Below are 15,534 nucleotides of genomic sequence, written 5' to 3'. Positions count from 1 at the left end.
GCGCTGTGAAGGACAGAACTGATGACGGTCGCCCTGTTGGTCGTAGGGACGAGATCCTCGACGGATCGACGACGGACACCAACAGCGGCTGGGTCTGCCGACAGATCGCCGGCCGCGGCGCCGGCGTCGTCCGGACCGCTGTGGTTCCAGACGACCCGCGCGAGATCGCGCAAGGTCTGGACTTCCTGCTCCAGGTGGAGTCGGTGACGTTCGATGACTGAGGGGGTCATGGTCGCGGCCATCGACGCTCAGGCGGACCGCGGTATCTCGCGTTGACTCGCCTGGTCGCGTCTAGCGACGAGCCGGCGGCGGCCTGGGTCGAGGCGCTGTCTGGCTGACCGCTCGGTCGGTTGATCGGCAGGCCCCTCGACCCGTTGCCGCACCAGAGATGTCAGTACCGTCGCGGCGCCGTCCTCGTCGATCGTGCCGGTGACCTCGTCGGCCGCCTCGCGCACGGCCTCGGCGGCGTGACCCATTGCCACGCCTCGGCCGGCCCAGGTGAGGGCTTCGATGTCGTTGGGTCCGTCGCCTATCGCGACGGTGTGCTCGATTGCGACGCCGAGCTTGGTCCGGAGCCGCTCGAGAGTCGTGGCCTTCGAGACGCCTGGGCCGGTCACGTCGAGCCAGTCCGGTCCCGCGGGCGTGACCGTCACTCCCGTCGCACGCAGCGCTTCCAGGTGCTGCTGGATCCCAGGAGCGGACAACGCGACCCGGCAGGACGGACCCGCGGACAGGTCCACCATGGCGGCCTGCTTCTGCTCCCCGTTGAGTCGCTTCGGGCCGAAATTGCGGTTCACCTTCCAGCCCCTGACGAGCTCCTCGACCCCGACGAGGACATCCGGGACGAGTGAGACGGCGGCATGGATCACTGTCGCCGGGTCGAACATCCGCGCGTTCGCGAACCGGTAACCGTCCGGCGCGGCGGGGTCCAGTCGGATCGTCAGCCCGCCATTGGCGCCCACCGCGAATCCGTTGATCAGCGCGAGCCGTTCGGCGATGGACAGGAGCCCGTCCAGGCCTCGACCGGTGGCGAGGACGAGGTGATGCCCGGCGGCTTGGGCCTGGTCGATCGCCTCGTGGACGACGTCGCTGATGTGGCCGTTGGCGTGGAGCAGGGTGCCGTCGATATCGAGGGCGATCAGCCTCGGCGAAGCGATGTGGACGTTGTCGGGTGTGGTCACGGTGATCTCCGATCGGTCAGGGTCGAGTGCCCGACGTCGGCGGGGAGCCGTCGCCGTGATGCAGAACCACCCTGCCGTGGCCTACGGGTCGATAATCCGCCTGTCCGAGGAAGAACGCGATTCGAGGCTAGGTGCAGCGGGAACGCGAGCCCGAGCTTCGAGAACTTCCAGAACCTGGAAACTTCCGCTGCGCGAAGGGCCGGTGTCCGTTGCTGTCACTACGCTGCCTGGAGGCGAGTCTGATGGATAGCTGGACTTGGAGGGGTGGGTCGTGGCCAAGAGCGCGAAGGCCTTGCGCGAGCAGATCCGGCAGGAGCTGTTCCGCAGGGGCATGTCCGCCAAGGACGTCGCGGTCGAGCTGGCCGCCCGGTTGCACGTGCGGCCGCGGGTCGCCTGGCGGTATGCGATGGGCTGGCCGCAGTGGAAGCTCGTTCAGGAGTTCCGCTCCGCCAACCCGCACCTGGCCATCGGTGAGAGCCGTGTCTCCGAGTGGGAGTCCTGGCCGTTCGGTGGGACACGTCCTTCGCTGGAGGTCCTCGCTGCGCTGGCGTCAGCATTCGGCCACGGCTGCGTGGTTGCCGACCTCCTCGACGAGGCCGACCTCGATCGCATGTCGGATGCGGAACGTCGACTTGTGGCGATGAGGCAGGTTGACGTCAAGCCGGCTCTGCCGGCGTCGTATCCCGGGGTGGCCCAGGAAGCGGGGCGAGTCAGCCCCGCACCCGAGACCAGCCCTTCCAGCCTCGCTTACGCCTTGGACATGGTGGAGTCCGGACAGCCCGACGGCCTCAGTACGGCGATCGACGCTCTGGAAGAGGTCATCACCTTCACCTCCGACAGGCTCGCGACCGCCGGCCCGGCATCGGTCCTGGCCGACCTTCTGGCGGCCCGGCAGTTCGCGCGATCATTGTTCGACAGGTACAAGCCTGTCGGGGCTCGGGCAGCTGACATCCAAGCGGCCGCTGCGTGGCTGTCCAGCCTCTTGGCCGTCGCGTCCTCCTACCGGGGCGACCACACCTCAGCACTGGTCTGGGCGATCGACGCGCAGAATCGTGGCCAAGCGGCGGGCCACCCGGTGATCTCGGGCTGGGCGCTGCTGACCCGTGCCACGGTCTTGCACTACCAGGGACGCGGAGCCCGTTCGCTGGACCTGGCCCGTCAAGGCGCGGCCGTGGCACCTGCCGGCACGGTTGCGTTTGCGAAGCTGACCTGCCAGGAGATGCGCTCGCATGCCGCGCTCGGCAACACGCAGGGCATGCAGGCCGCTCGCCGCCAAGCGCAGACTGCGATGTCCGCTCTCGAGGATGACGGCAACGCCGGTGTGCACTCGATCGCGCGTGCGGCCGAGCCTCCGTACACGGCCGCTTCGCTGCTACTGGTCGGTGAGTACGCGGAGGCTTCGGTGGTCACCGAGGACCTGATCACGACGGCGTACCCGGAGGGCCGCGCCCGCGAGACGTCGAGCTACGCCCGGACTCTCCTCGTGCTGGCACTGGCACAGGCCGGACTAGGAAAGCTGGACGAGGCTGCAGCGACCGGAGCCGCCGCGCTGAGCGTGCCGGGCACCGTGTGGCCTACCGTCGTCCTGGCGGGCAAGCTGGACCGCGCCCTCGCGGGTGCTGGCAGCAGCGACACGGCCGAGGTAGCGGAATTTGCTGGCCTGTACCGTGACGCTGCACGGGATCTCGCAGTGGCAGGGAGCAGGACGTGACCGACCAGGGGGAAGCGCCGGTGCCCGGTGGCGCGGCTTCGGCGTACGCCGGGATCGACTTCAGCGTCGCCGACATCAGCCCCGAACAGGTCCCGCAGATCACGGCGTTCGTGGACATCGAGGCACCACCGATCGGCCCGGCGGCGTACTTCGTGTTCGGCACCAACCAGACGCTGCCCGCAGACATTGTTGCCGATCGCCACCAGCAGGGTCTGGCTCCGCTGATCATCGTGACCGGCGGGATCAACCGTCACAGCGGCATCGTCGAAGGGCACGTGCTGCGCGACCTGCTCATCGAGCGCGGTGTCCCCGAGGACGCGATTCGCGTCGAGGCCGAGTCGGCGGACACCTGGCAGAACGTGCACAACTCAGCCGCGTTCCTCGACGAGGCCGTACAGCTCGGCCTACCCGTCACGGCGGTGTCCAAGTGGTACCACCGTCGCGCGATCCAGATTCTCGCCACCGTGCACCCGAAAGCCGCGCCATTGCACGGGCTGAGCTACGAGCCGGTCTACTCAGGTGTCCCCATCACACGAGACAACTGGCCCGAGCATGCCGATGGGCGGCGGCGTGTGATCCGCGAGTGGCAGGAGACCCGGCGACGCATCACCGACGGCAGCTTCGTCTCGCTCCAGCGGGTCGATGGAGCGTTCGCTGCTCGTTGGCGCTAGGAGGCCCGTGGCCGAAAGCGGTGCTTCCCATCGACGCGCGGCCTCAGATAGGTACGCCCCCTCCGGGCGTTTGGGCCTCCTTCATACGGCCGACGAAAGCAGGCACGCCCTCCCGGCATGCGTAGCAGTCGGCGGCACCATGCCGTTCGGCACGTGACCGTACGCAGCCCGGGCACAATCAACCCCATGAACGACGACGCCACAATCGAGTCAGTACGGGACCGGCTCCGCGAATTCGCGGTTGCGCGGGACTGGGGCCAGTTCCACAAGCCCAAGAACCTCGCGATGGCGCTCGCGGGAGAGGTCGGCGAGCTCCTCGCCGAGATGCAGTGGCTCACGGACGAGCAGGTCCACGAGAAGCTGGCCGACCCCGACACCCGGAACGAGGTCGAGGAAGAGTTCGCCGATGTCTTCCTCTACCTGATCCAGCTCGCCGACGTCTGCGGCGTGGATCTAGTTCAGGCGGCACACGCGAAGATCACGAGGAACGACGATCGGTTCCCGCCGTCGCGATCGGCGGCCTGATTGCGCGAATCGCACGTGTGGATGGTTGATGCCGATCCGGCACGGTGCCGGTCATGGTCGGCGCAAGCCGATCGTGGACGTTTGGCGTTTGTGCCGTCATGCGTCTGGGAAGTGCAACCGCCCAAGGTCGTCCAGGCGTGCACCGCCACTGAGCAACTGGTCGATGGCCCCGTTGATCCGCTGATCGACGAGAGCCCCTGTGCGCGTCCAGCCGAAGATGCGTGCCACACCGACGACGAGTCCTGATCGATCAGCAGCACCTGCATCTCGTAGCAGGAGCTGGGCGGCAAGCGTGAGCTCGCCGATGTGAACATGCTCGACCTTCCGGGTCATGTGGCGAGTCGGGGTGCGCACCTTATCGATGGGACGGCCCGGCACGTCGAGGAAGTCGCCGTCCAGCAGAGTATGGGTCTCCCTGGCGGCGCGCTTAATGTTTGTGCGGAGCCTCGCGGAGACGCGACCGATGTCCCACCACGCGCGGATGCGCTCAAACACGACATCGAGGTGCACGGGGCCTTCGACATCGACCAGTGCAGTCAGTGGTTCCCGCAGGTGCCAGTGGTCGGCGGCCTCGAAGGCATCGACCCAGTAGGGCAGTCGCTTGGGAGGGGCAACCTGGTACTCCGTCGTCCACGTGGGCGGACCGTCCCCTTCGACTGCGACGGTGCTGATCTCCGGGCGCTCCAGCGACGACGGCTTGCGGTGACGGTTCTCTGCCGGTGTCGCGATCGCCCGTTCGATCGCCGCCCTCAACCGTTCCTCTTCCTGGTGCCGATGGCGATACCACGACGTTCCCCAGATGCGGTGCAGCTCCCATCCCAGGCCTCGCAGGATCTGTTCACGGAGCCTGTCGCGGTCACGTGCTGCTGGGGCTGAGTGGTACTGGTAGCCATCGCACTCGATGCCGATCGCGTACATGCCCGGATGTGCGGGGTGACGAACACCGATGTCGATTCGGAATCCTGCCGCGCCGACTTGTGGATCAACGGTGTAGCCCCAGCTTCTGAGCGCCTTGATGACCGACTCCTCGAACGGCGAGTCGGGCTCGAGTCCGCTGGGACCGTACTCAAGCGCGAGGGTTTTCGTACCGCGCTCGGCGTAGTCGAGGTAGGCGCGAAGGTGCTCGACGTTCTCGTTGGTCGACGGTGGAATGTCGCCGGCTCGCATCGAAGCGACGACCTCGACACGTTGGCGTGCTCTGGTTGCAGCGACGTTGAGTCGGCGCCAGCCCTTCGGCTTGTTGAGGACGCCGAAGTTCGTCGTGACCTTGCCTGCCTCGTCAGGGCCATAGCCGATCGAGAAGATGATGACGTCGCGTTCGTCGCCCTGGACCGACTCGAGCGAGCGAACGAAGAAGCCATTGAGGCGGTCGCCGGTGTCGAAGAACCGGTCAAGGTCGCGACGGGACTCTCGTGCCTGGTCGAGTGCCGCGATGACAGCGTCGGCTTGCACGATGGAGAAGGTCACGACGCCGAGAGTGAGATCGGGCCGATTGGTGAAATGCTCGATGACCCGCTCGGCGACCTTAGCCGCCTCGGTGGGGTTGTCGGCGCCGCCGCCCCGGCGGTACGTGCCGTTGGCGTTGTAGAACGCGACGCCGACGTCGTCACCTTCAGCGTGGGAGGACGGGTAGGTGACCAGTTTTCCTTCATAGAACTTGTAGTTCGAGAACGCAATGAGGTCTTCGTGGCGGGAGCGGTAGTGCCAACGCAGGCCGAGGTTCGGGAAGGCCCCTGCACCCTTGGCGAGTTCCAGGATGGACTGGAAGTCGGCAACGTCGGTCTCATCGTTGCCCTCGTCATCAACGACCCGTTCGAAGAACGACGTCGGAGGGAGCTGCTTGTCATCGCCTGCCAGGATCAATGCCTTGCCTCGGTAGACGCAGTTGATGGCGTCGCCCGGGGTTACCTGGGAGGCCTCGTCGAAGATAACGACGTCGAAGCTCATGTCCGGCGGAAGGTACTGCGAGACCGCGAGCGGCGACATCATGAAGCACGGCTTGATGGCAAGTGATGTGTTACGTGTTTCTCGGATGAGGTCGCGCACCGGCTTGTGCTTGCGCTTGAGCATGCCCTGGCGACGGATGAGGGCCGGCTCGCCGAGGGTGGTCCGCTCGGGGCGGCGCGCGTTCGCTGACCTGATGATCTCCGACGTTGCGTTGACGAGCAGCTGTTGGTCCAGGTTCCGGTACTCCTGGACCAGCGAGTCACGGTCCATGGCTAGTGCTGGCTGCAGGTCAGCATCAAGGTGGATCGTCATGTCCGCCCAACCCCTGAGCAGGGAGCGTTCGAGGACGTGCGGTACTTGTTCGCTCTCTACCTGATGGTCAATGCAGTACTCGATGGCCGGCTCGAGGCCGTAACCCTGAAGGTCGGTGCGCGCTTTGATGTAGTCAAACCACTCTTGCTGACCGATGGAGTCCATTTGGAGGTTGTCGATCAGGTCGAAGGCGTCGGTGTAGTCGTCAAGGTCGCTGAGCAAGTCCGTGCGCCGAGTTCGCGCGAAGGCGTCGACGATCCGGTCACGTACAGACGTCCACTTGTCGTACGCCGCTTGCAGGTTCTCGACATGATGAGACGACTCGAGCGCCCTGATCTGATCGATCGACAACGAACCGCGGGTGATCTGGCGAGTCTGCTCAGCCCATCTGAGTGCGCTGTCTAGCGCAGCGAGGTTTGTCTCCGTGCCGTTGTAGTGCTCATCGAACGAGGCACGATACGACTCGGCCTTGCTCTGCAGCGCGCGGTGCGCCGCCGCGGCCTTCTCGCGCAGCTCCAAGAGCCGGTTCGCATCCATCAGCGTGTGCGTCTTCCGGGTCACGGCCATGACTGCACCGATGCGCTCAGCGGCCTGTCGCATCGGCCCGACGTGCGCGAGGAGCCAATCGATTGAGACTTGCACAGGTGCGAGTACGAGTTCGGGTCGTCCGGTGAGTCTTGGTGCGGGAGCGAGGCCGGACTTCCATGTGTCGAATTCCGCCGTCACTGCGTCGACGATGGCATTCTGGCCGTCGTCGGGACCATGCGTTGAGAGGAAGTCCGCGAGTTCGGACGGTACTCGGCCGCCGGCGAGCGTGGCGGCCTGCTCGGCGACGGCTATGGCGCGGGCGAGCGATTCGAAGTCGGTCTCACGACCGTGCCAGTGCGTCCCGAGGATCGGGCTGTGCTCGATGACCGCTGCTTCGAATTCCCTTGTGCGCGCACTCCATGCGATCGCCTCGGTCAGGTGCTGGATGCCCTCCTTAACCGTGGAAGCGCTGGTGAGGAGGCTCGCGACGGTCCTCTTGTCGGCTCTGTAGGTGCCGGAAAGCTTCTTCAAGCCCTTGTGCAGGTTCGTGAACCGGTCCTGAAGCTCGGCGAGAGGGGCGCGCAGGGCCGCGTCCGCGAAGCGTGCGGACGCTGTCGACTCAGCCTCAGACAGTGCGGCCACGCGGGCATGCAGTGCATTGCCGGCAGTGCGTGCGGACAGCAACCCTTCGGGCGAGAACCACCGCCGGTCCGGATGCTTGGCCTGCTTGCGAAGGCGCACAACGGCTGCAACGCGGTCGATCTCTGGGTACGTCGTGGCCGTGGCCATCCCCAGTGAGTCAGAGAGCCGCCCGAGTGCCCGGAGCTGTTCGCTCATGCGCCGCGAGGTCGCCTCGAACCGGTCGGCAACTTCGGTCAGCTCGCCCTCGTGTAGTTGCTCGAGATCGAGTGCCGCCACGCTCAACCTGATCGGTTCGGGTCTCTCCGGTACAGAACCCGTGGGCGGAAGGTCGGTCCACACCACACCGCCATAGTCGACAACGGCGCGTTCAGCAGCAGTAATCCTGGCGAGCTGAGTTCCGAGCAACGTGCGCGAGTTCACCAGGGACGGCCAGTCGTCGGCTGTGAGCCAGGCTTGGAGCACGCCTCCGGGTCGGTTGTGCTGATGGGACGTCAGCGCTGCCAGGGTGGGCGTGTGGTTCGGGCGGTCGAGGCCGAAAGCGAGCGCCACGTCGGCGTTCAGTTCCACCGTTCCTCGAAGCTGCTCGAGCGCGTCGCGGGCGCTGGACAGTCGGATTTCAAGCGACGTCTCATCGATGACATTGCGCCAGAGGAACGAACGGCCTTGCGCCGCAGGGCGCCACGCGCGCTGCAACCGCCGCTCCGTCCCTTGAATTTCGCGGTACTGCTCCTGGGACAGGTCGGTCAAGGGTTGCTCGGGAATCGGGGCTGAAGGCAGGTGCTCGTACTGCGCCAGTAAACCAAGGACATGATGTAGCGACATGTTCAGCGGCTGCTGAACGGTGTTCATGGCCTCGGCGTAGGCGTTGAGGCCCTTGCGGCGGTCGGCAACGTCGGCACGCGAGATTGCGTCCATGCCCTTCGGCGGGACGGTCTCGTTATCGAGGGCGCGTGTGAGCTCGGTGGCGACCTCCTTGCGGCTCGCCTTGTGCGAGTGCAGTTCGAGCAAATAGTTCCCGAGCCCTGCGTCTGCCAGGCGGTTTCGAACGACGTCGAGTGCGGCGATCTTCTCCGAGACGAACAGAACGGTCTTCCCTGCGTGAAGCAACGCCCCGATCATGTTCGCGATCGTCTGGGATTTTCCGGTGCCGGGCGGGCCGTCCATGACGAACGTCTTGCCATCGATGGACGCTGCCACGGCAGCACGCTGTGACGAGTCCGCGTCGAGGACGAGCGGGGTGTTCTCCGGCGGCGCGAGCCGGTCGATGTCCGCTGGTTCGATCGGATCGAAGATGAACTCCGCGCTCTGCTTCGTCGGGTCGCTCGTTGCCAGAGCCTGGACGATCGGGTGAGCGAGGATCTGTTCTTCGTTCTCCTGGAGGTCGCGAACCATCGCCTCCTTGGCGAAGGAGAACGTCGACAAGTACGCGCTGGGACGGATCTCCCAGTCCGTGGTGTCCTTGCTCGTCGCTAGCGACTGTGCGACCGTCTCGAGAACTTCGGCCACGCTCATGCCGTCGATCATCTCGACGTCGGGGAGTTCGATGTTGAGTTCTCGCAGCCGCAGTGCCAGCGCGGGGTTGATGACGGCGTCGTCTTCGCCAGCACCCAACCTCGGTGTCCCCTTGGGGCCTTGTGGCACGAGGGCTACGGGGACGAGCAGGAGCGGGCTGACCATTGCAGAGTCGTCGACGTCCTTCCAGTGCAGCATCCCGAAGGCGAGATACAGCACCGAGAGTCCGCGGTCGAGATACTCAGCTTCAGCACGCCGCATCAAGTTCCGCAGGACCGGCCCAAGGTCCTTGTCAGGACGCGGCGAGTGCAGCACCGCGCCGGGCGGCTCGGGTACTAGTGGCACTGAGGAATCGGAAGGCTCTGGATCACCCTCTAAGGTCCACAGCTTCCGGGCGTTGAGTGCCGCAACTATCTCGTCGGCCGAGGGAGCGTCGATCTGGACGGAGCCGGTCCTTGAAGGCCGGAATCGGATGAGCCGGTTCGTCCCTGACAAAGTGACTAGACCGTCGCGCCAGACGTTCAACGCGGCTGCAAACTCGCTCTGGCTCACGACAGCAACTCCTGTCCCGCACTCGATTCGAGGGGCGGCCGCGCAACATCGCGCGTCGACGGCAAGTATCACGCAGGGAAACCAGCGCTGCAGTCCCAGTGAGTTCGAGCTCTCGGACCCGACCATGAACAGGGACAGTGGGGGACGCTGGCGTTGATCATGCGGGGGGAAGCGGAAGTCACGCTGTGACGAGCCGCACCGTGGAGTTGTCAGAGCCACAATGCGAGGACGGAGAACACGATGAATAGTGCGAGTGATCTCACGCCCGTCCATGTGGACTGTGCCCGAGGGGTGGAACCCACGATCCGGTTGGAACGTGAGATCGCGGCCGTGGCCGCGGAACTTCAAGCCGAAGAGCAGGGGAGTTTCCATGGAGACAAACGACTCCAACCCGGTATGGGTCGACGCCTTGGGCGACAGCGGACCCTGGATCCGGCTCGTCCCGCACGCGTGGCACGCCGTCGCCCGCGGCCATGGTGCGGTGCCGATTCCGCGAGGTGAACCGGTGTTCACAGAGCGTCATGAGGAGAGCATCTCGCCCAACGACGATCGCACTGCTTTTTGGGCCCCCGCGCTGCACCTGATGCTTCGCGGCCTGGGCTGGACTGATCCAGTCGCGGGTCTGGTGCGTTGGCGTGAGCAGATGGCGTTCGAGCCGGGTGCAGATCCGGTCCTTGGCGTGCTGCGGACGTGGTACTCAGGCAAGCGGCTCGACGAGCTCTTGGCCTGGAGTCTGATGTCGGGCGCGATCTCAGCAGTTACCGCGTCCGCCGACGATCGCTTGGCTGTCGACCTAAAGATGGTTCGGGAGGTCCTGGACGGGACGGTGGATGCGGCGTGGCTGAAGGTATGGCGCGGAGGAACCGACCCGATGCACCTCACCTCGCACGTGGATTGGATCGTGCATGCTGGGAAAAATGCGGCGGCTCACGTCTCCCGGCACGGCGACCGCGTGTGTGTCCGCTACACCTCGTATCGAGAACTTCCGCTCCCGTTCCGAGCCCTGCCTCAGGACACCGATGACCGCGGTGTTGACGTGGTCGATGTCGAGTGTGCGTTGATCGGGCGGCTGGGCACGTTTCGCAGATCTGCGACGACGGCCCTGTGGCACTGCGCCACCGAGGAAGCTCATCAGTGGGGGCAAGGCGGGGACGTGCGTGTCGTGGCGGCGTCTACCACCGTGCCCATGAACAAGAAGGGATCGGACACCTGGGATGGCACCGAGAGACGGTTGCCCAAGGCGGTCGCGCAGGCGGACGCTGCTCGTCGAGGCGACTGGGAGCAGGTCCTGAAGTTCAGCCGAGAAACCGAAATGGGACCGAACACTTGGCGCCCCGGCGGCAAGTCGCGCTTCACGTCGCTGCATCAGGCCGCTTGGCACAATGCGCCCATCGAAGTCGTCGAAGAACTGCTTGATCTCGGGGCATGGCGGACGCTTCGTACGACTGAGGGCCGAACGGCGTACGACATCGCAAGGTCGAAGGGCCACACGAGGCTGCTACCGCACCTTGTGCCCACGGCCGACCCCTTCGGAGCGAAGATGCGGTTGCTGCTCGACGAGCAGCTCAAGACCCTAGTGGACTCCCAAATCCGGCCTCACATCACCACGGCCCTGCTCTACCCGCAGACGTCCGTGCTCAACGAGCTCACCGACACGCTCTGGTTCCCAGTCCCCGGGATGTATGGAGGGTTCAAAATCGCGCCCGCAAGCGAGGGCCTTGAGGTGGCGAGCTGGAGCCGCGTGGTTGAGGGCTCCGGGCAGGAGCACCTCGTGACGCCCGACGGGTCCACGCGTATCGACGAGGGCTATGTTTAGCCGCTTCAGAGCCTCCGTCCGGGCTGGCTGGCTGAGCCTCTGGCGCGCCGGCGACCAGGGGGCCTCGGGCGGATCTGCTGACGAAGACCCAGACGTACTGCAGCGAGTCACACCGATGTCCAGAAGGTTGGTGGCAGGCGGGACGAGACGATGGTTCTGGCGATGGTCGCTGAGGGCCAGGACGGTCGGACCTATCGACGCGATCGACCGCTTGCGTTCGTTCTGCCGCACCGTCGTTTCCAGGGACAGTTGGCGCGATGGCAATGGCCGCAGGGCATGAATCGGATGACGGCGATTGCGGCTCGCCGTGTCCGTAGGCAGGATCGATGTAGCCGACCCGAGGGGGCGTGTCCGCGTGGACACCAACATCCGAACGCCGATGGAGATCTTCAACCTGCCCCACCACCTGGTGGTGCCGCTCTTCCAGCGCCCGTACGTGTGGGACGAGACGGAGCAGTGGTCTCCGTTGTGGGCAGACGTGCGGCGGATGGCGGAGCTGCGGCTGAGCGACCCGTTCCGCAGCGCTGCACACTTCCTGGGAGCCGTCGTGCTGCAGGTCCAGGAGACGTCGGTGGGTTCTGTGCCGGCCCGGAATGTGATTGACGGTCAGCAGCGCCTGACCACGCTCCAGCTGCTTATGGACGCGGCCGCGGCCGTGTTCGAAGAAGCCGGGCAGGATCACCTGGCATCGCAGATGGAGACGTTGACGCACAACTCGGCGAGCTTCGTCCAGGACGAGGCTGACCGTCTCAAGATCCGGCACACGAACCGGGACCGGGCCGCCTTCGAGGAAGTGATGCGAGCCGACCCGCCGATCGACCATGAGCGACTGACGCACGCGACGTCGCGCCTGGCGAGTGCGCACCGGTACTTCACGGACGAGGTGCAGGTGTGGCTCGGCCCCGGTCCTGTCGAGGCTGCGGAGTTCGGTCAGCGTGCGCAGGCCCTGGCACACGTGCTGCAGCAGGGCCTGCAGATCGTGGTGATCGACCTTCAGGTGAACGAGAACTCTCAGGAGATCTTCGAGACCCTGAACGCCCGAGGCACGCCGCTGACGGCGGCTGACCTGATCAAAAACTTCGTGTTCCAGAAGTTGGAGTCGGACGGTGCGGACACCGCGAAGGTGTACGCCGAGGACTGGCCGTTCGAGTCGAAGTTCTGGGAGACCGAGCTCGCCGTCGGGCGCGTGACCTACACGCGCGGAGCGCTCTTCCTGAACCAGTGGCTAGTCGCAAGGGCGGCAGAGGAGATCCCCACTAAGTCGACGTTCACAAGGTTCAAGCACTTCGTCGAGCACGAGTCGAAGCAGAAGATGATCGACCTGCTGCGAGCCATCAAGGCGCAGGCCGAGCAGTACGAGGCGTGGACGACTGCGGCTGCGGATCCCGACCGGAACCTCACGGTCACAGAGATGAACGTCTGCCGAATGCAGGCGAACGGGATCGAGCTGCTCAAGCCAGTGCTGCTCTGGCTGTACGAGCCTGGGCGGAGCTTGCCTCAGCCGGTGATCGATCGTGTGATCGGTTTGGTCGAGAGCTGGGTGGTACGGCGCAGCCTGCTTCGCCTCACCACCAGCAACCTTGGGGCCGTCGTCGCGAACCTCATCCGGACCGCACGCGGCGCGGGCCACGAAGACCTGGCTCCGACCGTCGAACATTTCTTGCAGGGGCAGAAGGTCGCCAGCTCCTACTGGCCGGGCGACGCCGAGATTCGGACCTACCTGTCCACTGCCCCGGTCTATCGTCGGTTTCCGAGAGCGCGTCTGCGGATGGTGCTGGAAGCGGTTGAGGATCACCTGCGAAATGAGTACCACGCCCACCAAGTAGATCGCAGGGGGTACCCGATCGAGCACCTGCTACCGCAGAAATGGGAGTCCCATTGGTCTGTCGATGGCGAGGTGGCGCTCGCTGAGCGGGCGGCGCACGTGCACCGGCTCGGCAACCTCACGCTTCTGACGGCGAATCTCAACTCGGCGGTGTCCAACGGGCGTTGGCTCGGCCGCAGTGGCAAGTACGCGAAACTCGCCCAGCATGACGTGCTCAAGCTGAACCAGCGGCTCCGCGAGGCCTCCGAAGACGGCTGGGATGAGGCCCGCATCGACAAGCGCACGGTTGACTTGATCGAGATCCTGCTGCGCATCTGGCCCGTGCCCACCGGGCACACGGGCGAGATAACCGACTCCAGGACGAGTGTGCAGACCTGGGTCGAGGTGAATGACCTCGTCACGGCCGGCCTGCTTGCGCCGGGCACGGTTCTAAAGGCTCGCCCCGGAAATTGGGCGGATACTCTCGCCGCTGTCACGCCGAGCGGAGCGCTGGATGTCGGCGGGACGGTCTTCACCTCCCCATCCGCAGCAGGCAAGCACGTCAAGGGCAGTGTCACGAACGGCTGGACGTTCTGGCGTCTGGAGGACGGGCGCAATCTGGCCGATGTGCGAGCCGCATTCCGTGGTGAGAAGCCAGGCTCGGACGCCAAGGCAGGTGAGTTCGCCTGGTGGGATGTCGAGACCAACGTAGAAGAGGCCACCGAGCTTTGGGCCTCGCTCAGCACCGCGGCACGCGAGGTCTTCAGCGCGCTGATGGAAGCATCACCCGACCCGGTAGGTATCCCGAAGCTGGCCGAACGTGCAGGATTCGCCAGCGACGGCAAGATCGTCGCGGGCCTCCTGACCTGGCCGAGCAGGTTCGCCGCCCGCACGGGGCATCACCTGCCCTCACGTTGGATCCAGGGGCCGCCGGTGCAGTACTGGATGGACGAGGCCACGGCGGAGACCTTCACGGAGGCGGTTCGCCGGTTCGAGGAGTATCAGGTCGCGCAGACAGCCACGGACCTACCCGACGACTGGGAGGACCTCCACGCTCTCGCGACGGATGAGGAGCGGGCAGTGCTCATTCGCCTGGCAGCGATGGGACTGCCGCGCCCCGAGATCGGGGGCGAGGGTGCCGACGGCGTTCCGATCCCGATCGGCTGGCCTGCCCGGAAGGTCGCGGCCGAGTTCGAGATCTCAGCGGAGACGTCCGCGGAGCTGGGCGCGGGCGGCTGGCGCGTGGTCCCGGTCGGTGAAGAGCTCCGCGCTGCCCTGGCGTGACTCATGACGCGCGCTCTGGCTGGGTTGGAACCCATAGGCCGCCGGCCGAGTCGGTGGCTTCCACCACGGCCTCGGCGGCACGGTTGATGCCCTTGTTGACGTACGAGGGATCCATCCTGATGGCCATGAGTTCTTATCAGCTCGGATCACGGGGGATCGCGGGGTCGACGGGCAGGTAGTGACCTGAACTGTTAACCGGCACGGCGAGCCCTTCACCCAACTGGACCACCCGCGCACCGGTAGGGCCCGTCACCCTGGTCCCGAGCAAAATAGCGTTCAGTTCTCGTTGTGTCGCGTCTTGCCGGTCTGAGAGGAGCACACCGGCCAGGACGCTCGCCTGCAGTCCGGCGCGCCTGTCGTCGGCCTCACCGTCGAGCAGTCGACCGAGGGCAGACTTCGCCAGGTCGAGGCCGGGATCCATCGGGAGCTCGTCAGATGCATAGCATTCACCAGGCTCCACAGGACCGCCGCCGGAGCGACTACCACGCGCGCGAATGGAATCAGCGCGTAAGGGAACCGTTGGACTGTCGCCGACAAGCGGTGCCTGACGCCGTGGTCAGATTGATCGGAATCACGTTGGGCTAGCGCGATGCCAAGGGATATTGCCGCCGGGACGACGATTGTTGTGGCGGTCAGTGCCAACGTGGACCATCCATGCGCCTGGATGACCGTCAGCGCCAGAAGGACACTGGCTATTTCTGAGCCGGTGCTGAGCGTCCGCGCGTAGATGGTTGCAGTGATCCCAGCTGCAACTGCGGAGAATACGACCAGACCGTCGCGCTCTGGTGCACTGAGCCAGGTAGAGACACTTGTGACCCACGCGGGCTCCGATGCACTGATCCTGGTAAGCAGCGCAGAGAGCCCGTCGAGCGGAGTAGCAGCGCCCTCCTCGGCACCCGCGGTCTGAGTGATCAGGGACCAGAAGAACCAGAGGCTGGCAATGCCGCAAACAAACCCAGCCAGGGCACGATCCCAGGACAGGCCGAACAACGTCAGGATGTAGCTCCGGGCTTCCTTCGCGAGTTCCACGCAGTGCAGACCTTTCCTCG

General features: G+C 65.6%; 9 protein-coding genes. 6 read left to right on the top strand and 3 right to left on the bottom strand.

What is annotated here, in order from left to right:
- Positions 1-5: 5 nt before the first annotated feature.
- The gene (locus tag ACFT2C_RS07690) at positions 6-221 is read left to right on the top strand and encodes a molybdopterin-binding protein (RefSeq protein WP_377206439.1); all 216 of its coding nucleotides are present in this window, start codon (positions 6-8) and stop codon (positions 219-221) included.
- Between the two features lie 27 nt (positions 222-248).
- Here the strand turns inward: ACFT2C_RS07690 and ACFT2C_RS07685 are convergent, their stop codons facing one another.
- A complete protein-coding gene (locus ACFT2C_RS07685; protein WP_377206438.1) occupies positions 249-1,181 on the bottom strand; it encodes an HAD family hydrolase in 933 nt (310 codons plus the stop codon).
- A gap of 271 nt (positions 1,182-1,452) precedes the next feature.
- Here ACFT2C_RS07685 and ACFT2C_RS07680 point away from each other — a divergent pair, with 271 nt between their 5' ends.
- From ACFT2C_RS07680 to ACFT2C_RS07670, 3 genes are all read left to right on the top strand, one after another.
- Complete coding sequence (locus ACFT2C_RS07680) at positions 1,453-2,892, top strand: hypothetical protein (protein WP_377206437.1); 1,440 nt, start codon at positions 1,453-1,455, stop codon at positions 2,890-2,892.
- On the top strand, positions 2,889-3,563 hold the full coding sequence (locus ACFT2C_RS07675; RefSeq protein ID WP_377206436.1) for a YdcF family protein: 675 nt from the start codon (positions 2,889-2,891) through the stop codon (positions 3,561-3,563). The genes ACFT2C_RS07680 and ACFT2C_RS07675 overlap by 4 nt, the downstream gene beginning before the upstream one ends.
- 186 nt (positions 3,564-3,749) lie before the next feature.
- Entirely contained in the window at positions 3,750-4,088 is a 339-nt protein-coding gene (locus tag ACFT2C_RS07670; RefSeq protein WP_377206435.1) for a nucleotide pyrophosphohydrolase, read from the top strand.
- 96 nt (positions 4,089-4,184) lie between these two features.
- Here ACFT2C_RS07670 and ACFT2C_RS07665 read toward each other — a convergent pair whose 3' ends face one another.
- Positions 4,185-9,581 (bottom strand): DUF3320 domain-containing protein, encoded by a 5,397-nt coding sequence (locus ACFT2C_RS07665; RefSeq protein ID WP_377206434.1) that lies wholly within the window; start codon positions 9,579-9,581, stop codon positions 4,185-4,187.
- A 370-nt stretch (positions 9,582-9,951) separates the two neighbouring features.
- On the opposite strand from ACFT2C_RS07665, the gene ACFT2C_RS07660 reads away from it, so the two are divergent.
- Complete coding sequence (locus ACFT2C_RS07660; protein ID WP_377206433.1) at positions 9,952-11,397, top strand: hypothetical protein; 1,446 nt, start codon at positions 9,952-9,954, stop codon at positions 11,395-11,397.
- Positions 11,398-11,752: 355 nt separating this feature from the next.
- A complete protein-coding gene (locus ACFT2C_RS07655; RefSeq protein WP_377206432.1) occupies positions 11,753-14,485 on the top strand; it encodes a DUF262 domain-containing protein in 2,733 nt (910 codons plus the stop codon).
- Positions 14,486-14,761: 276 nt separating this feature from the next.
- Here the strand turns inward: ACFT2C_RS07655 and ACFT2C_RS07650 are convergent, their stop codons facing one another.
- Positions 14,762-15,514, bottom strand: a complete 753-nt coding sequence (locus ACFT2C_RS07650; protein WP_377206431.1) for a hypothetical protein — start codon at positions 15,512-15,514, stop codon at positions 14,762-14,764.
- Between the last annotated feature and the right edge of the window lie 20 nt (positions 15,515-15,534).

The sequence above is a fragment of the Promicromonospora sp. NPDC057138 genome (assembly GCF_042670845.1).
GTDB lineage: Bacteria > Actinomycetota > Actinomycetes > Actinomycetales > Cellulomonadaceae > Promicromonospora.
Note: the sequence above shows the minus strand (reverse complement) of the source record. Positions and strands in the feature narration are given on the sequence as shown.